The organism is Ignavibacteriota bacterium (genome assembly GCA_016713565.1).
In the GTDB taxonomy this organism is placed as follows: Bacteria; Bacteroidota; Ignavibacteria; order Ignavibacteriales; family Melioribacteraceae.
Genome location: JADJOX010000001.1, coordinates 80,235 through 102,119, shown reverse-complemented (window position 1 = coordinate 102,119; position 21,885 = coordinate 80,235). Strand labels below are relative to the sequence as shown.

Here is a 21,885-nt window from a genome sequence, read left to right as displayed (position 1 = left end):
ATTGAAAGAATTTTATGGAAAATTTATTTGACGGAGTTAAAGAATTTAATTCGAATGATTTTTTAGAGCATAAAGATTTGTTTGCAGAACTTGGTAAAAAACAAAATCCGCACACTTTATTTATTGGTTGTTCCGATTCAAGATTAGTCCCTAATTTAATTACTAAAACTTTACCGGGCGAACTTTTTGTAATAAGAAATATCGCTAATATTGTGCCTTATTATAGAGTATCTCAGGAATTTGCCGCAACTACTTCCGCAATTGAATACGCGGTAAAAATATTAAACGTAAATAATATATTGATTTGCGGTCACTCAAATTGCGGCGGATGCAATGCAATGTTTTTTAACGAATCGCAATTTTCGGAAATTCCGAATACAAAAAAATGGCTGGAACTTTCAAATTCCGTCAAAGATAAAATCAACGAAGTGCCTAACATTCATAACGATCACGCAAAAAGAGAATGGATGACCGAGCAATTAAATATTGTTGAGCAAATGAAACATCTATTAACTTATCCTTTCATAAAAAAAAGTTTAAGAAAAAAGAATTAAATATTTTGGGCTGGTATTACATAATTGAAACCGGAGACATATTTAATTACAATACATTAATAAAGCAGTTTGAAAAAATAGCTTAGTTTACATTTGGAATTAAAATGAAAAATTTACTTTTATTAATATTTACGATTTTCATTTATGCTTGCAATACAAATATTGATAAAAACAAAATTAAAGCAGAAATTGAAGAAACAGAAAAGCAATTTGAAATAATGTGCGGTGAAAAAAGTATTGCCGATGCTTTTACATTTTTCGCGGATGAATCCGCTGTAATTAAAAGAGGAAACGACTCTCTAATTTCAGGAAAGAAAAATATCTTTAAATATTACACTAAAGATTTTTATAAAAACGCAAAAGTTAATTGGAAGCCGGATTTTATAGAAGTTTCCGAATCAGGAGATCTGGCTTACTCTTATGGAAAATATATTTGGAAAAATTCTATTAATGATTCAATTGTAGAATATAAAGGAATTTACACAACTATTTGGAAACGTCAGCATGATAATAGCTGGAAATACGTTTGGGATTAAGAAATTGGAAAAGTATGATGAATAAAAAATTAATTAAAAACAGTATTTGCAAAATCTTCCCGCAATGGGAATTTTTAAAGTCGAGAATGCCGTAAACAATAAACTCTTTGTAGATTTTGGACTGAATGTAAAAGGTAAAATTAACGGTTGTAAATTTCAATTGGATAATAATTCACATCCAAATAAAGGTTTGCAAGAAGATTATAATACCTTTGGAGGTAATAATTTTATTTTTGAGGTTATAGATATTTTAGAACCAAAAGATAATGAATCAAAAATTATGTTGAGGAACTTAAAATACTTGAAGAAATGTGGATCGAAAAACTTAAAAGTTATAATGAATTCGGCTACAATAAACGTAAATGTTAAATAAGGATAGGCAAGATGAGAATTTTATACTTTTTTTATTTTTCTTTATTATCACTTTCATTTGCGCAAAATGAAAAAATTGTAACGCTAGAAACGCCGAATTGTAAAATTGAAGGAAGCTTGCTCTTACCTTATAAAACACAAAATATTCCGATTGCATTAATAATAGCAGGCTCAGGACCTACAGATAGAGACGGAAATAATTCCGTAATGAAAAACAATTCATTAAAAATGCTGGCTTATGCGCTGGAAGAAAACGGTATTGCATCACTACGCTACGATAAACGGGCAATCGGAAAAAGTATTGTGCAAAATTTTGACGAAAGTAAATTAAGTTTTGAGGATTATGTAAAAGACGCAAAAAGCTGGATTGATTATTTATCAAAAGATACATCGTTTAATAAAATTATAGTTATTGGTCACAGCGAAGGTTCACTGCTTGGTATAATAGCTTCTCAAAATAAAAAAGTTAATAAATTCATTTCACTTGCCGGAGCCGGAGAATCTGCAAATTTAATTTTAAGAAAGCAGCTGTCAAATCAGCCGAAAGAATATTATGAAACTTCGGTTAAGTATTTAAGCAAATTAGAAAAAGGAGAAATTATTGACAGCGTTGATCAAAATTATTATGCTCTTTTCAGACCCGGCATTCAGCCTTACTTAATTTCTTGGTTCAAGTATGATCCTCAAAAAGAAATTGCAAAACTTAAGATGCCAATTTTAATTATACAGGGAACGACTGATCTGCAGGTAAAAGTAGAAGATGCGGAACTTTTGCACGCGGCAAATAAAAAACTCACAAATAAAAATTATTAATGGAATGAACCATATATTAAAGGAAAGTGAAATGGATTTGCAGAAAAATATTCAACCTTATTCAAATCCGGAATTGCCGTTAAAAGATGGTTTGATTGATTCAATAGTAGAATTTATAAACGAATAATTTAATATTCTTTTAAACTAACTTCTTCAATTTTACCTTTTGTTTCACCTAAATTTCTGCCCCATTTTGAAATTTCATTCAGAATTGGAATTAAGGTTTTACCAAAATCAGTCATCGAATATTCAACACGCAAAGGTACTTCGGCAAAGACTTCTCTTTTTATCAAACCATCTTCTTCTAAAGCTTTTAACTGCAAACTCAGCATTTTTTCGGTTATATCAGGAATTTGCCTTTTCAATTCACCGAATCTGTAAGTTTTATTTTTTAAATACCACAACACAATTGTTTTCCATTTACCTCCAATAAATTTCATTGTTAAATCCATTGCACAATGAAATATTTCCCCTTCTACATTAAATACGTATTTTTTTCCTTTTATTATCATTTTTTCCCTACTGTTAAGTTTGACAGTTATTGTAAATTTATAAAACTATACTTAGATTAGCTACTATCATTTTTATAGTAATAGAAAGGATTAAAAAATGAAAATTACAGTTTTAGGAACCGGAGTTGTTGGACAAACTATTTCGGAAAAATTATTAGAACTTGGTCATGAAGTTTTTATTGGAACCAGAGATGTTAGTAACACAATGGAAAAAACAAATAAAGATAATTTTGGAAGACCTCCGATTAACGATTGGCTTCAGTCTAACAGTAAAGCAAAATTAATTGATTTCAGCACCGCGGCAAATTCCGGTGAATTACTTATAAACGCTACCAGCGGTTCGGGATCAATAGCCGCTTTAAAATTGTGCGGCAATGAAAATTTGGAAAATAAAATTTTAATAGATATTTCAAATCCATTGGATTTTTCAAAAGGCATGCCGCCGACTTTATCAATATGCAATACAGATTCCTTGGGAGAACAAATTCAGAAACTGTTTCCCAATACAAAAGTTGTAAAAACTTTAAATACAATGAACGCGAATCTGATGGTAAATCCAAAAATTATTCCCGGTGAACATAATTTATTTTTAAGCGGTAATGATAAATCCGCCAAAGGTGAAGTAGAGAAACTATTGATTTCTTTTGGCTGGGATAAATCCAATATAATTGATTTAGGCGATATTTCAACCGCACGAGGAACAGAAATGCTGCTTCCAATTTGGCTTAGATTATGGTCTGCTTTAGGAACTTCCGAATTTAATTTTAGAATTGTAAAAAAATAATTTACTTCGGGCGAATGTTAAAATGCATTCGCCAAAGTTTTTTATAATTCTTCAACATAGTTTAAGTCATTTCCAAAAGTTTCTTTTAGATGGTATGCCGAAACAAATGCTATTATAACACTTATAATTCCGACAATTAAAGCGCTGTTAACCATTCCAAAAGAGCCGCGCAAATAATTGAACAAAAATGTTATTGGAACAACAGAACCGCGAATAAAATTTGGAACTGTTGTTGTTACGGTCGATCTGATATTTGTGCCGAATTGTTCTGAAGCAATTGTTACAAAAACCGCCCAATATCCAATTGCAATTCCTAATGCTACGCATAATCCGTAAAAGTATGTTGAAGTAAAATTAGATGAGAATAAATAAACAATTACAAAAATGATAGTAAGCGAAATGAAAATCATTATTATTTTTTTTCTGCTTTTTAAATATTGACTCAAAAATCCGCTCGCAAAATCCCCAAAGATCAATCCGATATAAGTGAACATAATAGCTTGTCCGGCAGAAATTTCATCTTTTGCTCCCAACACTTTTGCAAATTCGGGCGAAAATGTAATGAGAACTCCAACTACAAACCATATAGGCAAACCAATTAAAATACAGTTTAAATATCTAAAAAATCTATCCTTTGAAGTAAATAGTTTTATGAAATTTCCTTTTGATACTTGTGAATTCTGAATGTTTTTATACATCCCGGATTCAAACATTTTTATTCTCATAATCAAAAGAATAATTCCTAATATTCCTCCGATAATATATGAAGTCTGCCAAGTGAAAATTTCCGCGACAATTGCCGCGCCGATTGCTCCGCTAACGCCAATAGTTGCGACTATTGCTGTTCCGTAACCGCGTAATTCCTTTGGAAGAATTTCACTTATTAATGTGACTGCCGCGCCAAGTTCACCCGCTAATCCAATTCCGGCGAGCAACCTTAAAAAGCATATAATTCAATATTTGTCACAAATGCATTGGCAATATTTGCAATAGAGTAAAGAAAAATTGAGCCGAAAAGAACAGAAAGTCTCCTTTTTTATCTCCGTAAATTCCCCAGAAAATACCTCCGAGAAGCATTCCTTGTCATTTGCATATTTAATAAGAAAACACCGTTTTTGATCAAATCTTCGCCGGCAAAACCCAAACTTGTTAAGCTTGGAACACGAACAATACCGAATAGAATTAAATCATAAATATCAACAAAATAACCAAGCGCCGAAACTAAAACCGTTGTATTCAAAACTTGGAACAATTTACTTTTATTAGATGTTTCCATATTTTCATTTTTCTTAAGGTTTCAAAATTGATTGATAACATAAAACTTTTTTAGAATAAATGGTATTAAAAGTTTATTTTAATTCATTGAAATGTTTAACAGAAAAGTAAAAATTGAACCTAAAAGAGCATTATAACAATTTATATTCAGAATTTTTAATTAAGCTGAATTCTTCAAATGTTGCAGTTGATGAACAGCTTTATTCAGCAGCGGATAAAAGATTTGGAATTACGCTGGTTATTGTTCCTCCGGAAAATGTTAAGGAAAAATTCAACTGTTTTTAAATGAACTGAAAAAATTGAGCCGGAACAATATTATTATAGAAATTCTGATATACATATTACCGTTATGTCAATAATTTCGTGTTACAATAATTTTTCTTTAGAAAAGATAAACGTAAAGGACTATCTAACCGTAATAAATAATTGTTTATCAAATATTAAGAATTTTTCAATTGAATTTTGCGGAATTACAGCCACGCAATCCGCAATTATGATACAAGGATTTCCTTCGAATAATCACCTAAATTTGTTTAGGGATAATTTGAGAAGAGAATTTGCACTTACAATTCTTGAGCAGTCGCTTGACAAACGCTATTCAATTCAAACCGCTCATTCTACGGTTGTAAGGTTTCAAAATAAAATTAGACAGAAGGAAAAATTTGTTCAAGTTCTTAATAAATTTAAGGATTATGAGTTTGGTAAATTTGATGTAAATCAAATTACATTTGTTGCAAATGATTGGTATCAAAAGAAAGAAAAAGTTCAGGTATTGAAAACATTAAATTTGGATTAGACATGGAAATCGAAAAACTTAAATATCCAATTGGTAAATTTGCCAAACCGGATAAATATACTTCGAATTTGAAAAATGAATTTATCGAAATAATTAAAATATTCCCTGAAAAAATTAAATCCGAAGTTGAAAATTTATCAGATGAACAATTAGATACTCAATATCGTCCCGAAGGCTGGACAATTAGACAGGTCGTAAATCATTGTGCTGATAGCCACATGAATAGTTTGATAAGATTTAAATTGGCATTAACTGAACAAACACCAACAATTAAACCTTATTACGAAGACCGCTGGGCAGAATTGGATGACAGTAAAAAGTCGCCAATTACCGCTGCTTTAAAAACGATTGAGGGAATTCACGAACGCTGGGTTTTTCTTTTATCTTCATTTCGGAATGAAGATTGGAAACTGAAATTTTATCATCCGGAATCAAAAAGAGAAGTAAGTCTTGAAGAAAATCTGGCAATTTATGCTTGGCATTGCAAACATCATCTTGCTCATATTACTGAATTAAAAAAGCTTAAAAATTGGTAATTATTTAACATTTCCCGGAATTGAAAAATGAAAAATTTAAAATTACTTAGAAAAATTTTAACTCATATAAATCTTGAACGTGAAATTGATGATTTTGAAACAATTCATAAAGCAATAGAAAAAGATATTGTATTTAAAGGTACAAACTTATGGATTTTGGTTTTCGCTATTGTAATTGCTTCGGTTGGTTTAAATATGAATTCTACAGCCGTAATAATAGGGGCAATGTTAATTTCGCCTTTAATGGGTCCAATAAACGGTATGGGCTACAGTATTGCAACATATAATTTTCCACTGCTACGGCAGGCGATTAAAAATTTTACATTTGCAGTAATTGTAAGCTTAATTGCTTCAACAATGTACTTTACCATTAGTCCAATTTACAGCGCGCACTCGGAGCTGCTTGCAAGAACAAGTCCCACAATTTATGACGTAATAATTGCTTTGTTTGGAGGTTTAGCTGGAATTGTAGCAATAAGCAGCAAGCAAAAAGGAAACGTAATTCCGGGAGTGGCAATAGCTACCGCATTAATGCCTCCTTTATGTACGGCAGGATTCGGATTAGCCTCAGGTCAGTTTAATTATTTTTTCGGAGCCTTTTATTTATTTACAATAAACACTGTATTTATTGCTCTATCGTCCGTTTTAATTTCACAAATATTAAAGTTCCCGATTAGAACAATTGTCGAAGAAGTACACAAGAAAAAAGTCAATCGATGGATTTCTATTATCAGTACATTAATAATAATTCCAAGTATTTACTTCGGCTATAAGTTGGTTCAAAATGAAAAATTTGCGGACTTTGCAAATAAATATGTTCAGAGCATTAGCGTTCTTGAAGGGAGCTATTTATTAAAAAACGAAATAGTTCCTGATGAAAGAACAATAAGTTTGATTTATGGCGGAAATTTACTAAATGAAGAAACAAAAAAAAGCATTGCAAATAGAGCAAAAGATTTTAACTTGGAAGATGCAAAAATTAATTTTCAGCAAGGATTTTCAACAAACCAGCTTGATAAAAACGTAAGCGAAGTGGAACATTTGAAATCGGAAATAAACAGACTAAATAATTCCATATCACTTAATCAAAAATTTCTCGATACCTTGAAGTTAAAAGAAAATTTCGGCAGAGTTTTACTTTCTGAAATAAACGCAATTTATCCTCAAATTACATCATGTACATACTTTGAGACGCCTATTCATAAAATTGAAAATTTTGATTCGACAAAGATCAATTTTGTAATTTTAACCGCCGAAAAAAAATATAAATTTAACAAGGACATACAATCTAAAATTAAAGAGTGGTTAAAAACGCGATTGAATACTGAAAAAATTCAACTTATAATAGAATAATTTCGGATGAAATTATTTTTTCGATTTTAAAATAATATTTGCTTAACTTTATAAAAAGTGAGCGTACTTTTATTGACATTGATAATTCATCCATTTTTTTAAATAAATATAGAATATTATGTCTCAAACAAAAGAATCTTGGGGATCCCGAGTTGGTTTAGTTTTAGCAATGGCGGGTAATGCTGTTGGATTAGGAAACTTTTTAAGATTTCCGGCACAAGCTTCGCAGAACGGCGGCGGAGCTTTCATCATTCCTTATTTAATTTCGTTTGTGGTTATGGGATTGCCATTACTATATATAGAATGGTCAATTGGCAGACATGGCGGAAAATACGGTCACCATTCAACGCCTGGAATGTTTGATGTGATGGGAAAATCGAAATATTTAAAATATATCGGTGTGTTCGGTTTATTTTCAAATCTCACAATTGCGGCTTATTATACTTACATTGAATCTTGGACATTAGCTTATGTATTCCATTCATTAACCGGAACTTTTTTTGATATAAAACCTACAGAATTTTTTCCAAAATTTTTAGGAGTTCATGAGAATAGTATTTTTGCGCTTCCCCTTGAAGCTTTTTTCTTTTTCATTGTAACATTATTATTAAATGTTTGGATTTTGTCGCGAGGTTTGGCAAAAGGTATTGAAGTTGCCGCTAAAATAGGAATGCCATTGCTAATTTTATTCGGAATTATTTTAGTAGTAAAAGGGTTAACATTAGATACTTCCGATCCCGGTGTTGTTCAAAGTCCTTTAGTAGGTTTAAATTTTGTTTGGGAACCTAATTTCACCGGATTATTTAATCCAACTACTTGGTTGGCCGCGGCAGGACAAATATTTTTCACCCTTTCGGTTGGAATGGGATCAATTCACTGCTATTCTGCATACGTAAAAGAAAAACAAGATATTGCATTAAATGCTTCATCTGCAGGTTGGATGAATGAATTTGTCGAAGTCGTTTTAGGCGGCTCGTTACTTCTTCCAATTGCAACAGCGTACCTTGGTCTTCAAGTTGTACAGGCATCAACAGCGGGAGGAAGCGGTTTTGCATTAGGATTCTTAACTTTGCCAACATTATTCAATAATTGGGGATGGTTTGCACCCGTTGCCGGCGCAATGTGGTTTGGGCTTTTATTCTTTGCAGGTATTACTTCTTCGCTTGCTATGGGTCAGCCCATTTTAGCATTTTTTAACGATGAATTTAAAATATCACGGGAGAAGGGCGCTGTATTAACTGGCATGGCAATTTTTGCTTTGGGATTCATTTGCGTTTGGCTTTATCCCGGCGGTTCATTTGACGAATTCGATTTTTGGACCGGAACATTTTCACTCGTCGTATTTGCACTACTGGAATCAATTGTGTTTGCTTATGTTTTTGGTATTGATAAAGGCTGGGCTGAAATAACTCGAGGCGCCGATATGTCAGTGCCTAAAATATTTAAATTTTTAATAAAATATATTACTCCTGTTTTTATCTTAATAATTTTTATTGGCGCGACTGTAAAACCATCGAATGATTGGTCTATTGCGATTGCTAATTTATTTTCAGGAAACGGCTGGCAATTTGCACCTGATAGTGTTATTGGCGTAATATTTCACGTCGGCTCTAATGATAAAACTTGGTTTGTGAATGGGCTGCCGACAAAGGTTTTTGTTCAAGATTTAACAAGAGTTATTTTAATAATTACTTTCACTGTTATTGCTTTTTTAGTTCATAAATCTTGGAAGAAAAAGAAAATTCTTTCAAAAGGAGCTGACATAAAATGACAACTTCTGCTTTAATTGTAATGTTATCGGCTTGGGCTGTTATAATTTTCTTTACTGCCAAATTCTTCATTAAAATACTTAAAACACCTCAGAAAGATGAATAGATTATTTATTTGGCGGAATGTTTAAGTGCGTTGCCGATTGTAAACCGGTTGAAACTTCCGGAATAATACCCAATTTAATATAAATTGGTTTTGTATGCTTTCTAACTAATGGCAATTGTTTGTAAAACCAAAAAGCCGTTAATAAACTTATTATTCCAAAAAACAATATTGTATTTTGAGCTCCAAATGCTTTTGCTAATGAACCGGCTAGCAAACTTCCTAACGGCGCGGTTCCCATAAATGCCATAACGTACAAACTCATTATTCTTCCTCGTTTATCTTCATCTACAATTGTTTGCAATAATGTATTTGAAGAAGCCATCTGAGTCATCATTCCCCATCCCGTAAATATCATCAATGGAAGTGATATATAAATAATTTTTGATTGTGAAAACATTATTAGTCCAATTGAAAATACCGTTGTAGCTATAACAATAATTTTACCCAAACCCAAAACGGTTTTTCTTGAAGCCAAATAAATTGCTCCAATAAAAGCGCCAACTCCAATAGCACCAAATAATAATCCTAAAGTGCTTGCATTTCCATGCAGAATATCTTTTGCGAAAACAGGCATTAATACTGTATACGGCATTCCCAATAAACTGAGAGTAGCTATTAAAAGTAATAGCGTTCTAATAGGAATAAAATTATATGCGTAACTGAATCCTTCCTTTATTTCATTAAATATTTTTTTACTTGTCTTCTGAATTGCCTTCTTTTCAAATTTCATTAACAACAGCGCCCCAATTACTGCTATATAACTGACAGCATTAATAAGAAAGCAGATTCCCTCTCCAAATGCGGAAATAATTACTCCGGCAACTGTTGGACCAATTAATCTCGCCGCGTTGAACATTGAAGAGTTAAGCGCAATCGCATTCGGCAGATCAGTTTTATTTTCAACTAAATCAATTACGAATGATTGACGAGTAGGCATATCAAAAGCATTTATCAATCCGCTGAATATTGCCAGTATAATTAAATGCCATATTTGTACAACATTTGTTAATGTCAAAATTGCCAAAACCGAAGCTTGAATCATCGCCAGAGTTTGGGTTGCAATTATAATTTTATGTTTATCATATTTATCCGCGAAAACACCGGCAAATGTGGCAAATATAAAAGTCGGTACTTGTGCCGAAAAACTTACAACTCCCAATAAAAATGGTGAGTCGGTTAGGCGGTATACAAACCAGCCGAGTGCAATTTGCTGCATCCACGTACCGATAAGTGAAATTCCCTGTCCGCCAAAAAATAATCTGTAATTTCTTGATTTTAATGCGCGGAGTGTATTTTTAATTGCTGCTGAATTTTCAAACATGATCTTTCGAATTGGAACATCGTAATATTTAAAATGAATTATTCAAAAATACTTTATTTATCTGCAAAAAATTATATTTATTTTTAATCTAAAAATAATTGAAAGAGTTTAATGCTGAATTTTGAAAAAATTTTGGAAAACACAATTGTAATGCTCAGACCAATAACTCAAAATGATATATTGGAATTTAAGAAAATTACAACTAATAAAAATCTTTGGTACTATTTTACAAGTGATCTTTCTGATGAAAATGAATTGTATAATTGGGTTTATAATGCTATTTCAGATAATAAAAATAAAATCCGTTTAGCATTTGCAATTATTTTTAAACCTGAAAATAAAATTATAGGGTCAACGAGCTTTGGAAATTTTTCACATAATGATTCAAGAATTGAAATTGGCTGGACATGGCTTGCAAGTGATTTTCATGGAAAAGGAATTAATGATTATATAAAATATCTTATGCTTAAATACTGTTTCGAAGAATTAAATCTAAAAAGAGTTGAATTTAAAACCGATGTACTCAATTTATTTGCAAGAAATGCATTAAAGCGGATTGGCGCCGTTGAAGAAGGCGTTTTAAGAAGTCATACTTTAATGACTAATAATAGAAGACGCGAAACAATTTATTATAGTATTTTGGAAAACGAATGGCCCAATGTTAAAGATTGTTTTTTAACTAAGTATAACTTAAAATAGTTAATCAATTAAAGGAAACTTAAAATGAATTCATTATTAAAAAAGGTTTTAGCAATATCAATGAGATTAATTTTATTAACAATATTTCTTTCATTCAGTTCATGTTCATCAAGTAAGAATGATTCGAATAATTGGGTAAGTCTTTTCAATGGTAAGGATTTAACCGGGTGGACTGTAAAATTTGCCGGGGAAGATCTCGGAAAAAATTATAAAAACACATTTAGAGTAAACAACGGAGTTTTGCAGGTTTCTTACGATGAATACAAAGAATTTAATAATAAATTCGGTCATATCTTTTATAATAAGAAATTTTCCAATTATAAAATTCGTGTTGAATATCGCTTTATTGGAAATCAAGTTGCGGGCGGACCTGAATGGGCATTTAGAAATAATGGAATTATGATTCATTCTCAAGCTCCTGAAAGTATGAGCAAAGAACAAAATTTTCCGGTTTCAATTGAGGCACAAATGTTAGGCGGAAACGGTGTTGATGAAAGATCAACCGGGAATGTTTGTACGCCCGGAACAAATATTGTTATGAAGAAAAACTTAATTACAAACCATTGCACGGGATCAAATTCCGCGACGTATCATGGCGATCAATGGGTTACAATGGAAGTGGAAGTACATGGAAATTCCATCATTAAGCATATTGTAAATGGTAATATAGTTATGGAATATGAAAAACCGCAACTCGATCCAAACGATACCGACGCGCAAAAAATAATTCCAAAGGATAACAATCTTATGCTGAACGAAGGCTATATTGCTTTACAGGCTGAAAGCCATCCTACTGAATTTAGAAAAATTGAAATACTTGAACTTGATTAAACTTTTTTTACTAGATGAAAAATTTAAATGACTTATTGCTTCTTGGAAATCCAAAATTATATGAAATTTCAGTTCCGGTTGAAAAATCGGAATTGAATTTAATAAAAACATGGACAGCCGATCTTCACAATGTGATGAAAGAAATACGATTGAAATACAATTTTGGAAGAGCAATTGCCGCTCCTCAATTGGGCATTATGAAAAGAATTATATATGTGAACATTGATAAACCTATTGTGATTATCAATCCGGAATTTACTTACTTAAGCGATGAGATGTTTGAGCTTTGGGATGACTGTATGAGTTTCCCAAATTTACTCGTTAAAATTAAGCGGCACAAAGAATGTAACATTAAATATTATGATGAAAATTGGAATGTGATTGAATTGAATTTACAAAATGATCTATCAGAATTAATTCAGCATGAATATGATCACTTAAACGGTATTTTGGCAACTATGCGCGCAATTGACAATAAATCATTTAAATGGCGAAGTTAAGAATAAAATAAAATATATTTAAATGATTAAGAAAATACGTACAACGGCAGATAATAACGATTTCAATGAATTGATAAAAAGACTGAATGCGGAGTTACGGGAAAGATACGTCGACCAAGAAACGAAATTTGCCCCTCATAATATTTTAAGCACAGATGTTAAAACAGTTTTAATTTATTACAATAATTTGGCAATTGCTTGCGGATCATTTAGAGAAGATAAACAAATAGATACTGTTGAAATTAAACGCATGTATGTGGAAAAGGAATACAGATCAAATGGATTTGGAAAAATTGTATTAATTGAATTGGAAAGATGGGCCGCGGAATTAAAATATAAATATGCAATTTTGGAAACAGGAAACAACCAGCTTGAAGCAATTAAACTTTATCAAAATATGGGATATCAAAAAATTCCTAACTTTCCGCCGTATGAGAACATTCCCGAAAGTATCTGCATGAAAAAACTCTTGATATAAAAATTTTTTAAGAAACTATACTTGACAAAATAGTTTCCGTTTATTATTTTGGAAACTATAAATACAAAATTAGTTTCGTGAGTATATGGAAGAAAAAGAAAAAATAATTTCGTTCTCAAAAGATAAATTCTTAAGCGAAGGATTTTACAAAATAACCATGGATGAAATCGCGAACGGTTTGAGGATGAGTAAAAAAACAATATACAAATATTTCATATCCAAAGATATTTTAGTAGAAGCCGCAGTTAAACTTTTTCAGTCTATTATGCAGTCAAAAATTGACTCAATTATAAAAAGTGATAGTAATTCAATAATAAAAATTAAAAAGTTGACAAATATGTTTGCGGAAATTTCACTAAAAGTAAACTCAAAAATGATGAATGATCTTCAAACGCACAGACCTGAGCTTTGGCAAGACATTGAAGAATTCCGAACAAGAAATATTGAAAAATTATGGAAAAATATATTCGATCAAGGCAAGAAAGAAGGATACATTATTGACTACCCAAGTGAAATAATGGTTCAAGTAATAATCAGCGCAATGCAGGGAGTTATAAATCCAAATTTCCTAATAAATCATAATCTTTCAATAAAAGATGCTTTTGAAATTACTTTTGGAATGTTGATAAACGGAGTATTAACCGAAAGCGGTAAAAAAATCTATATAAAAACTTTAAAGGAAAATAAAGAATGAAAAGTATTTTAAAGTTATTCATCATAATAACATCATTGATTTTAATGAGCTGCGGAAATGGAAATGATGATAATAAAATTAAAGCAAGCGGAACAATTGAAGCAACAAATGTTACGTTAAGTTCTAAAACAGCTGGAGAAATTTTAAAAATATATTTTGATGAAGGAGCAAAGGTAAACAAAGGCGACACAATACTAAAAATTGACAGCGAAAATTTACAGCTCCAGCTTCTTCAAGCATCGGCAATGAGAGAAAGTGCAGAAGCACAATTTCAAATGCTGAAGAACGGATCGCGAAAAGAAGACGTTCTTCAATCGGAAGCCATGTTTAATCAAGCTGAAGTTACTTATGCCCAAGCTCAAAAAGATAAAGATAGAATGCAGAAGCTTCTCGAATCCAACTCAATAACTAAAAAGCAGTTTGAAGATGTTCAAACAAAATTTGAAATTGTTAAATCACAATTTGACGCCGCAAAAGAAAATTTGAAAAAAATTAAAAACATTGCGAGACCTGAAGAATTAAAACGAGCCGAAGCCGCGCTAAATCAAGCAATAGCCAACGAAAAGTTAATTCAAAAAAATATAAACGATTGCAATATAATTTCACCAATAAACGGTTTTGTTGTTGAACTATTTTACGAAAAGGGTGAAACAGTTTCGCCGATGTCGTCATTGCTGAATATTGCCGATTTGGAAAAACTGAATTTAGATATTTATATAAATGAGTTAGAACTTCCAAAAGTAAAACTTAATCAAAAGGTGGATGTTTTTATTGATGCATATGAAGATAAATCCTTTAGTGGAAAAGTCGTATATATTTCACCCGAATCTGAATTTACACCAAAAAATATTCAAACTCCTGATGAAAGAACAAAGTTGGTTTACAAAGTTAAAGTGGAAATTGCCAATCCTGATTTAGAATTAAAAAGCGGAATGCCTGCTGACGCTGAAATAAAAATATAAAATTGGGTAATAAGAAATTTTGAATATCATAATTTGATAAACTTGCAAATGAGCAGCATAATTAACATATCGTCTTTCAGCAAATCATATGGAACTATTAAAGCTGTAAATGGTGTTTCATTTAATGTTAACAAAGGTGAAATGTTTGGATTGGTTGGTCCGGATGGAGCCGGCAAAACTACAACCATAAGAACTTTATGCGGATTATTAAAACCCGACATCGGAAATATTTCACTTCTTAATTTTGACTTAAAAACAAACAGAAAAAAGATTCAAGATAATATTGGCTATCTATCGCAAAAATTCAGTTTATATGAAGATTTATCGATCGATGAAAATATTGAATTCTTTGCGGAAATTCACAACGTAAAAAATTACGGCAAACGAAGAAATGAACTTTTAGAATTTACTCGACTTATAGATTTCCGCGGTAGACAAGCAGGCAGACTTTCAGGCGGAATGAAACAAAAGCTCGCGTTAGCCTGCAGTTTAATTCACAAACCAAAAATATTATTTTTAGATGAACCAACTACAGGTGTCGACCCGGTTTCAAGAAGAGATTTTTGGAAAATTCTTTCAAATCTATTAAAAGAAGAAATTACCATTTTTATGTCGACGCCATACTTGGACGAAGCCGAAAGATGCAACAGAGTTGCCTTGATGAATAAAGGTGAAATTATCGCTTTGGATTCTCCAAACAACATTAAAGATTCAATTAATAAAAAAGTGCTTGAAGTTGTTTGCGATAATGTTAGAAGTGCCTCAAAAATGATTAAAGATAATTTAATGATTGACGTTCAATTATTCGGAGACAGACTAGATACAATTACAGATGATCCGGAAAAAGTTTACTCGCAAATTTCAGAGCTTTTAACAAAAAATAAAATTAAAATACACGATCATAGAATAAATATTCCTTCACTGGAAAATGTTTTCATTCATCTTGTTAACAATCAGAAATAAAAGAGTTTTATATGAAAAATAAAATTTTAATAATTTCCTTTATAATCGCATCAATAATTTACGGACAAAATAAAAAATATTCTTTGGATGAAATTATTCAATTGGGAATTCAAAATAGTAAAACATTAATTATATCAGACGCTAAAGTTTTATCAGCGTCGGCAAAGGTTAAAGAAATCAATTCTCAAAGATTACCACAGCTTAAATTTAATGCTTCGTATATGCGCTTAAGCGATGTTCCTCCATTTGAAATTTCAATGTCGTTTTTACCTAATCCAATTAGAATTCAAGATGCGATTTTAAATACATATAATTTAAAGTTATCACTGCAGCAGCCGATTTTTACCGGATTTAAGTTGTCTTCACTTAATGAAGCCGCGAATTATAATTTGGAATCAGCTGAATTGGATCATACAAAGGAAATGAATGAAGAAACATTTAAAATTATTTCCGCATTTTGGAATGTATATAAAATTGAAAACGCCAATAAAATTGTTGAAGAAAATATTAAAAGTCTGGAAGCCCATCTCAAAGATTCGCGCAATTTTTTAGAAAATGATTTAATTACCAAAAATGATATTCTGAAGCTGGAAGTTCAGAAATCATCTGTACAATTAAAGCAAATTGAACTTAATAATTCTTTGGAAGTCGCGAAGGCTTTGCTCAACAAAACTATTGGAAATAATATTACTGATAATATTGAAATTACTTCCAGAGAAATTAATTTCAACAAAGTTAATTTTGATTTTAATGATTTATTGAACGAGGCTAAATCAAACCGACTTGAAATAAAATCATTGGCAAAAAAATTATCCGCAGGTGAAGAACAACTTAGCGCAAGTAAATCCGGCTGGTATCCATCTGTATTCTTTGTTTCAGATTTTTATTACAGCCGTCCAAATCAAAGAATTTTTCCTATGAAAGACCGTTTCGATGATACTTGGGACGTTGGAATTTCATTAAGCTGGGATGTTTGGAATTGGGGCTATAATTCCTCTCAGTCGCAGCAGGCTGAAAGTAATTTAATACAATTGGAAACGAGTAAAGCTCAACTGGAAGACGCCGTGGAAATTGATGTTTACAATACATTTTTACAATTGCAATCCGCAATGAAGAAAGTAGAACTTAACAAGTTAACAGTTGAGCAGGCGGAGGAAAATTATAGAATTACAAATGATAAGTATTTAGAACAATTAGTTAGTTCTACTGATTTGATTGATGCCGAAACATCAAAATTTTCGTCGCAAACTGAATTGCTAAATTCATTGGTTGACTATGAATTGGCTAAAATAAAATTAGATAAAGCTGTTGGTAAAAAATTATATTAAAAAAATATTGTCAGTATAAAAAATGATTTATGAAGAATTAAATACTCCGGATAATAAAAAAAATGTTTTCGATAGAAGTAAATAACTTAAATAAAACTTTCGGCAAATTTGTTGCGGTTAATAATATATCTTTCAAAGTAAAAGAAGGTGAAATATTCGGGTTTCTCGGCGCAAATGGCGCGGGAAAATCTACAACAATTAAAATGTTGTGCGGACTGCTTGAACCAACAAGCGGAGACGCGCTTGTAGGCGGATTCAGCATTAAATCACAATCTGATTTTGTAAAGAAAAATATTGGTTATATGTCGCAAAGATTTTCTCTTTACAATGACCTGACAATTGAAGAAAACATTAAATTCTTCGGCGGAGTTTACGGTTTAGAGGGAAAAGAACTTAATGAAAGAATGCAATGGATTTTAAAAACCGCAAATTTAATCGGGAAAGAAAATATTTTAACCGGCTCTTTACCCGGCGGAATTAAGCAAAGATTAGCTTTGGGAACAGCTGTTATTCATAAACCAAAAATTGTTTTTCTGGATGAACCCACAAGCGGAGTTGATCCGATTTCAAGAAGATCTTTCTGGGATTTGATTAATGATCTTTCCGATGAAGGTATAACGGTTTTGGTAACCACACATTATTTGGAAGAAGCGGAATATTGCGGGAATATAATTTTAATTAATGCTGGTAGCTTAATAGCAGAAGGTAATTCCAAAGTACTTAAAAGTAAATATCTAACTAACCCTATTTATGAAATTCAATGCAGCAATGTAATTGAGGCTATGGAAATTTTTGATAAATCAAATTTTGTAGACGAGACTTCAATATTTGGAAATTCAATTCATATTATAATGAACAATAATTTTGTAAATGAAAATCAAATTATTAATGAGTTAAAAAAACTTCCGCAAATTCATATTGAGAAAATAGATAAAATAGTTCCAACCTTAGAAGACGTTTTTATTCACTTGTTGGAAAAGGATAAAAAGTGAGTATTAGAAGAATTTATGCAATAACGAAAAAAGAATTCAAGCATCTTTTCAGAGATATCAGAATGTTATCCATTTTAATTCTCTTTCCCGTTTTTCTTTTAATTGTATTTGGCTATGCGGTAAACTTTGATGTAAAGGATATTAAGCTGGCAGTTTATGATCAAAATAAAACTGAGTTAAGCCGGGAGTTTTATAATTCACTTACCTCATCGGAATATTTCCGAATTTCTTATTTTGTAAACAGCGATGGTGAAGTAAATGATATTCTGGATAAAAAAATAGCGCAATGTGTGTTAATAATTCCAAAAGATTTTTCTCAAAACTTCAACTCAAAACAAAACGTAAAAGTTCAGTTTTTAACGGATGGAGTAGATGGAAACACAGCGACAATAGTTCAAAATTATGTAACAGCCGCCACCGCGAGTTTCAATTCACATAAAACAAATTACTTACTGTCGCAAAAAGGAATTAAGGCATATATTCCATTTGATTTTAATCCGATTTTCTGGTTCAATAAAGATTTGCAGACTACTAGATTTTTAATACCAGGATTGATTGCAATGATTCTTGTTATTGTTGCGGTAGTCAGCGTTTCATTGTCTCTTGTGCGTGAAAAAGAACGAGGTACAATTGAACAAATAAATGTTTCACCAATTAAAATTCTGGAATTGCTTTTAGGCAAGACTTTTCCGTTCATCGTTTTGGCGTTGTTCAATGCGGTTTTCATTTTGATTTTCGGATATTTACTGTTCAACGTTGAAGTAAAAGGTGATTATTTTCTTTTAGCGTTTACCACAATTATATTTTTGTTTACATCTACGAGCATCGGAATTTTTATTTCAACAATTTCAGATTCGCAGCAAATTGCTTTCACTGTAGCCACAATGGTTTCTTTACTTCCATCCGTTATTTTATCCGGATTTATTTTTCCTATAGAAAGCATGCCGCCATTTATTCAATTATTAACGAACATTACTCCGGCTAAATTTTTCATCAAGATTTTAAGAGCTATTATACTGCGCGGTGTAGGCATTGAAGCAATTTGGGATCAAATTTTATATTTAATATTGTTTGCTGTAATACTTCTCACATTGGCGAGTAAAATTTATCTCAAAAAGGAAAATTCATAATGAAGATCATTTTAAATATTATAAAAAAAGAATTTTCACAATTTAAGCGCGATCCCAAAATGTTTGGAATTGTTTTAGTCGCTCCCGTTTTACAGCTTTTATTTTTAGGTTATGCGGCAACAATGGATGTAAATAATGTTCATATTTTATTTTTGGATTATGATAAAACCGAAACGAGCAGAAATTTTATAGAAAGGTTTGAAAGCTCGGGATTTTTTTCAATTGATTATTATGCGGATAGTTATGAAGAATTAACTGATCAAATAAATAAAGCCAATGTTCTCGTAGGTTTTGTTATTCCTAAAGATTTTTCTAAAAATATTAACAGAAATGAAACTGTAAAACTTCAAGCGATATTTGACGGCTCCGACGGAAACAAGGCATCAATAGCCGCGGGATATATATCAAAAATAATTTCTGAATATTCGCAAAATATCATTATGGATTATCGCGCAAAGAAAGGTATTAAAATATTGCCTGCAGGACAAATTTCTGCCGAAGTAAGAACATGGTACAATCCGTACTTAAAGACTAGATATTTTATGGTTCCCGCAATTGTCGGTTTATTATTAAGTATAATAACTTTAATTTTAACTTCGCTAGCGGTTGTAAAGGAAAAAGAAATTGGAACGCTTGAACAAATTATTGTTACCCCCATAAAACCATTTCAATTGATTATTGGAAAACTTGTTCCGTTTACTATTTTGGGATTTATTTCGGTTGTTCTTGTAATTACAATGATGAATATTTTATTCAGCATTCCCGTAAGAGGCAGTATAATTTTTCTATTTACAGCTTCGTTCTTTTACATTTTATCTACTTTGGGTTTAGGACTTTTTGTATCAACAATTTCAAAAACTCAGCAGCAGGCAATGATGATTGCAATTTTCGGAATTATGATGCCGATGGTTTATCTCTCAGGTTTTGCGTTTCCAATTGAAAACATGCCTAAAATTTTACAATATATCAGTTATTTTATACCTTTAAAATATTTTTTGACAATACTTCGCGGTGTAGTTCTTAAAGGAATCGGCATTGTTGATCTTTGGCAGGAAATAACGATTCTGTTTTTTATGGGAATATTTATTTTAGTTTTCAGCTCATTCCGTTTCAGAAAAAAACTTGATTAGCTTTAATTCTTAATAAAAGAATAAATTTAAATAAACTTTGACCTTTCAAAAATTCCGCAAAGAAATTAAGCTCTGTTGTTTAATTCGAAAAAACAGATATCTTTCAACTTACAATTTAATTCTATAAATTTTTTGCAGAAACTCAATCAAATAAAAATCTTTAAATTTTGGTTTCCGCTTGCGGCAACTTGGTTAATGATGTCTTTGGAAGGACCGTTTCTTGCCGCGGTAATTGCGCGTTTAATCGATCCCAAATATAATTTAGCGGCTTACGGTGTTGCATTTTCCTTTGCTTTAATTGTGGAAGCTCCAGTAATTATGATGATGAGCGCTTCTACAGCATTAGTAAAAGATTATTCATCATTTAAGAAATTAAGGAATTTTAATTTTATAGTCAGTTCTTTCATCACCTTATTCATGCTTATAATATTAATTCCTTCCATTTTTAATTTCATAGCAATCGATTTAATTTCACTTGATAAAGAAGTTACAAAATTAACTTATAAAGCATTTTTTGTACTTCTTCCATGGCCCGGCGCAATTGGTTACAGAAGGTTTTATCAGGGAATTTTAATCAGAAATAATTTGACAAAACGCGTTGCCTATGGAACAGTTGTTAGATTAACATGCATGACTTTTACAGCCTTAATATTATTCACTTTCAGTAATTTGCCGGGTGCGGTTGTAGGCGCTTCAGCTTTATCATCAGCTGTTTTAGCCGAAGCAATTGCCAGCAGATTAATGGCAAATAAAATTTTAAAACAAATAAAAGATGATAAATTAATTTCCGAAGAAATTTTAACTTATAAAAGCATTTTCAATTTTTACTATCCATTAGCGCTTACTTCTTTCATCGGACTTGGAGTTCATCCTTTAGTCGCGTTTTTTATCGGACAAAGCAGAATGTCATTGGAATCACTTGCGGTGCTTCCGGTTATAAATTCATTAGTATTTATATTTAGAAGTTTGGGATTATCATATCAAGAAGTTGTAATCGCTTTGGTCGGCGATAATGGCGAAAATTATTTTGAGATTTCAAAATATGCAAAACGACTTGCCCTGTTTTTAGCTTTGTGCTTAATTGCTATTTCACTTACTCCAGCTTCATACTTTTGGTTTAATACCGTTTCCGGACTTTCGATTGAGCTAAGCAGTTTTTCAAAAATTCCGACAATTATAATTTCCATAATGCCGGCGTTTACTGTTTTAATTTCATTACAAAGAGCAATTCTTGTCGTTTATAAAAATACAACTCCCATTACTTTTGCAACAATAATAGAAGTTACTGTAATTATTGTAACGCTTTTTATTTCAATAAAAGTATTTAACATTACAGGAATTACTTCTGCGATGCTTGCGTTTATTTTTGGAAGAATTTGCGCGGTAAGTTTTTTAATGTTTCCTTTTAATCAGATTAAAGCCAAATTCAATAAAGTTGATTCCTAGATCTT

At 31.3% G+C, this 21,885-nt stretch carries 20 protein-coding genes and 4 pseudogenes; 21 read left to right on the top strand and 3 right to left on the bottom strand.

The window, feature by feature from the left end; translation table 11 throughout:
- The first annotated feature begins 14 nt into the window (after positions 1-14).
- The 4 genes and pseudogenes from IPK06_00510 to IPK06_00495 all read left to right on the top strand — a co-directional run bounded on the left by IPK06_00510 (position 15) and on the right by IPK06_00495 (position 2,402).
- Positions 15-640, top strand: a pseudogene (locus IPK06_00510) (carbonic anhydrase).
- Between the two features lie 18 nt (positions 641-658).
- Positions 659-1,090: a nuclear transport factor 2 family protein gene (locus IPK06_00505; GenBank protein ID MBK7978500.1), complete on the top strand. Its 432-nt coding sequence runs from the start codon at positions 659-661 to the stop codon at positions 1,088-1,090.
- A gap of 46 nt (positions 1,091-1,136) precedes the next feature.
- Positions 1,137-1,463 (top strand): GIY-YIG nuclease family protein, encoded by a 327-nt coding sequence (locus IPK06_00500; GenBank protein MBK7978499.1) that lies wholly within the window; start codon positions 1,137-1,139, stop codon positions 1,461-1,463.
- Between the two features lie 11 nt (positions 1,464-1,474).
- Positions 1,475-2,402 (top strand): annotated as a pseudogene (locus tag IPK06_00495) (alpha/beta hydrolase).
- 1 nt (position 2,403) lies between these two features.
- Here IPK06_00495 and IPK06_00490 read toward each other — a convergent pair.
- Positions 2,404-2,787 (bottom strand): helix-turn-helix transcriptional regulator, encoded by a 384-nt coding sequence (locus IPK06_00490; GenBank protein MBK7978498.1) that lies wholly within the window; start codon positions 2,785-2,787, stop codon positions 2,404-2,406.
- A gap of 97 nt (positions 2,788-2,884) precedes the next feature.
- Here IPK06_00490 and IPK06_00485 point away from each other — a divergent pair, with 97 nt between their 5' ends.
- A complete protein-coding gene (locus IPK06_00485) occupies positions 2,885-3,571 on the top strand; it encodes an NAD(P)-binding domain-containing protein (GenBank protein MBK7978497.1) in 687 nt (228 codons plus the stop codon).
- A gap of 41 nt (positions 3,572-3,612) precedes the next feature.
- On the opposite strand, the pseudogene IPK06_00480 reads toward IPK06_00485, so the two are convergent.
- Positions 3,613-4,847: pseudogene (locus tag IPK06_00480) on the bottom strand (MFS transporter).
- Between the two features lie 113 nt (positions 4,848-4,960).
- Between IPK06_00480 and IPK06_00475 the strand changes: the two are divergent.
- The 4 genes and pseudogenes from IPK06_00475 to IPK06_00460 all read left to right on the top strand — a co-directional run bounded on the left by IPK06_00475 (position 4,961) and on the right by IPK06_00460 (position 9,302).
- Positions 4,961-5,642, top strand: a pseudogene (locus IPK06_00475) (mutarotase).
- A 2-nt stretch (positions 5,643-5,644) separates the two neighbouring features.
- Positions 5,645-6,178 carry a putative metal-dependent hydrolase gene (locus IPK06_00470; GenBank protein MBK7978496.1) on the top strand — a complete coding sequence of 178 codons (534 nt, stop codon included), beginning with the start codon at positions 5,645-5,647 and terminating at the stop codon, positions 6,176-6,178.
- Between the two features lie 27 nt (positions 6,179-6,205).
- Positions 6,206-7,531: a DUF389 domain-containing protein gene (locus IPK06_00465; GenBank protein MBK7978495.1), complete on the top strand. Its 1,326-nt coding sequence runs from the start codon at positions 6,206-6,208 to the stop codon at positions 7,529-7,531.
- Between the two features lie 118 nt (positions 7,532-7,649).
- The gene (locus IPK06_00460) at positions 7,650-9,302 is read left to right on the top strand and encodes a sodium-dependent transporter (protein MBK7978494.1); all 1,653 of its coding nucleotides are present in this window, start codon (positions 7,650-7,652) and stop codon (positions 9,300-9,302) included.
- 105 nt (positions 9,303-9,407) lie between these two features.
- Here the strand turns inward: IPK06_00460 and IPK06_00455 are convergent, their stop codons facing one another.
- Positions 9,408-10,727 carry an MFS transporter gene (locus IPK06_00455; protein ID MBK7978493.1) on the bottom strand — a complete coding sequence of 440 codons (1,320 nt, stop codon included), beginning with the start codon at positions 10,725-10,727 and terminating at the stop codon, positions 9,408-9,410.
- Between the two features lie 111 nt (positions 10,728-10,838).
- On the opposite strand from IPK06_00455, the gene IPK06_00450 reads away from it, so the two are divergent.
- The 12 genes from IPK06_00450 to IPK06_00395 all read left to right on the top strand — a co-directional run bounded on the left by IPK06_00450 (position 10,839) and on the right by IPK06_00395 (position 21,880).
- Complete coding sequence (locus IPK06_00450) at positions 10,839-11,426, top strand: GNAT family N-acetyltransferase (protein ID MBK7978492.1); 588 nt, start codon at positions 10,839-10,841, stop codon at positions 11,424-11,426.
- A 60-nt stretch (positions 11,427-11,486) separates the two neighbouring features.
- Positions 11,487-12,257 carry a DUF1080 domain-containing protein gene (locus tag IPK06_00445; GenBank protein ID MBK7978491.1) on the top strand — a complete coding sequence of 257 codons (771 nt, stop codon included), beginning with the start codon at positions 11,487-11,489 and terminating at the stop codon, positions 12,255-12,257.
- Between the two features lie 14 nt (positions 12,258-12,271).
- Positions 12,272-12,757, top strand: coding sequence for a peptide deformylase (locus tag IPK06_00440; GenBank protein MBK7978490.1), 486 nt, complete (start codon positions 12,272-12,274; stop codon positions 12,755-12,757).
- A 22-nt stretch (positions 12,758-12,779) separates the two neighbouring features.
- Complete coding sequence (locus tag IPK06_00435; protein ID MBK7978489.1) at positions 12,780-13,235, top strand: GNAT family N-acetyltransferase; 456 nt, start codon at positions 12,780-12,782, stop codon at positions 13,233-13,235.
- Between the two features lie 85 nt (positions 13,236-13,320).
- The gene (locus tag IPK06_00430; protein ID MBK7978488.1) at positions 13,321-13,929 is read left to right on the top strand and encodes a TetR/AcrR family transcriptional regulator; all 609 of its coding nucleotides are present in this window, start codon (positions 13,321-13,323) and stop codon (positions 13,927-13,929) included.
- Positions 13,926-14,891, top strand: a complete 966-nt coding sequence (locus tag IPK06_00425) for an efflux RND transporter periplasmic adaptor subunit (GenBank protein MBK7978487.1) — start codon at positions 13,926-13,928, stop codon at positions 14,889-14,891. Before IPK06_00430 ends, IPK06_00425 begins: the two co-directional genes overlap by 4 nt.
- Before the next feature lie 48 nt (positions 14,892-14,939).
- The gene (locus IPK06_00420; GenBank protein ID MBK7978486.1) at positions 14,940-15,854 is read left to right on the top strand and encodes an ATP-binding cassette domain-containing protein; all 915 of its coding nucleotides are present in this window, start codon (positions 14,940-14,942) and stop codon (positions 15,852-15,854) included.
- 11 nt (positions 15,855-15,865) lie between these two features.
- Entirely contained in the window at positions 15,866-17,182 is a 1,317-nt protein-coding gene (locus IPK06_00415; GenBank protein MBK7978485.1) for a TolC family protein, read from the top strand.
- Between the two features lie 62 nt (positions 17,183-17,244).
- Positions 17,245-18,174: an ABC transporter ATP-binding protein gene (locus IPK06_00410; protein ID MBK7978484.1), complete on the top strand. Its 930-nt coding sequence runs from the start codon at positions 17,245-17,247 to the stop codon at positions 18,172-18,174.
- 2 nt (positions 18,175-18,176) lie between these two features.
- Complete coding sequence (locus IPK06_00405) at positions 18,177-19,304, top strand: ABC transporter permease (GenBank protein MBK7978483.1); 1,128 nt, start codon at positions 18,177-18,179, stop codon at positions 19,302-19,304.
- On the top strand, positions 19,304-20,434 hold the full coding sequence (locus tag IPK06_00400) for an ABC transporter permease (protein ID MBK7978482.1): 1,131 nt from the start codon (positions 19,304-19,306) through the stop codon (positions 20,432-20,434). Before IPK06_00405 ends, IPK06_00400 begins: the two co-directional genes overlap by 1 nt.
- A gap of 132 nt (positions 20,435-20,566) precedes the next feature.
- Positions 20,567-21,880, top strand: coding sequence for a hypothetical protein (locus IPK06_00395; protein ID MBK7978481.1), 1,314 nt, complete (start codon positions 20,567-20,569; stop codon positions 21,878-21,880).
- The last annotated feature ends 5 nt before the right edge of the window (positions 21,881-21,885 follow it).

Coding starts and splice junctions, on each gene's coding strand:
- IPK06_00450 (MBK7978492.1), top strand. CDS start 10,839: ATGCTGAATTTTGAAAAAATTTTGGAAAACACAATTGTAATGCTCAGA.
- IPK06_00400 (MBK7978482.1), top strand. CDS start 19,304: ATGAAGATCATTTTAAATATTATAAAAAAAGAATTTTCACAATTTAAG.
- IPK06_00425 (MBK7978487.1), top strand. CDS start 13,926: ATGAAAAGTATTTTAAAGTTATTCATCATAATAACATCATTGATTTTA.
- IPK06_00435 (MBK7978489.1), top strand. CDS start 12,780: ATGATTAAGAAAATACGTACAACGGCAGATAATAACGATTTCAATGAA.
- IPK06_00460 (MBK7978494.1), top strand. CDS start 7,650: ATGTCTCAAACAAAAGAATCTTGGGGATCCCGAGTTGGTTTAGTTTTA.
- IPK06_00465 (MBK7978495.1), top strand. CDS start 6,206: ATGAAAAATTTAAAATTACTTAGAAAAATTTTAACTCATATAAATCTT.
- IPK06_00445 (MBK7978491.1), top strand. CDS start 11,487: ATGAGATTAATTTTATTAACAATATTTCTTTCATTCAGTTCATGTTCA.
- IPK06_00470 (MBK7978496.1), top strand. CDS start 5,645: ATGGAAATCGAAAAACTTAAATATCCAATTGGTAAATTTGCCAAACCG.
- IPK06_00455 (MBK7978493.1), bottom strand. CDS start 10,727: ATGTTTGAAAATTCAGCAGCAATTAAAAATACACTCCGCGCATTAAAA.
- IPK06_00440 (MBK7978490.1), top strand. CDS start 12,272: ATGAAAAATTTAAATGACTTATTGCTTCTTGGAAATCCAAAATTATAT.
- IPK06_00490 (MBK7978498.1), bottom strand. CDS start 2,787: ATGATAATAAAAGGAAAAAAATACGTATTTAATGTAGAAGGGGAAATA.
- IPK06_00430 (MBK7978488.1), top strand. CDS start 13,321: ATGGAAGAAAAAGAAAAAATAATTTCGTTCTCAAAAGATAAATTCTTA.
- IPK06_00415 (MBK7978485.1), top strand. CDS start 15,866: ATGAAAAATAAAATTTTAATAATTTCCTTTATAATCGCATCAATAATT.
- IPK06_00420 (MBK7978486.1), top strand. CDS start 14,940: ATGAGCAGCATAATTAACATATCGTCTTTCAGCAAATCATATGGAACT.
- IPK06_00410 (MBK7978484.1), top strand. CDS start 17,245: ATGTTTTCGATAGAAGTAAATAACTTAAATAAAACTTTCGGCAAATTT.
- IPK06_00485 (MBK7978497.1), top strand. CDS start 2,885: ATGAAAATTACAGTTTTAGGAACCGGAGTTGTTGGACAAACTATTTCG.
- IPK06_00505 (MBK7978500.1), top strand. CDS start 659: ATGAAAAATTTACTTTTATTAATATTTACGATTTTCATTTATGCTTGC.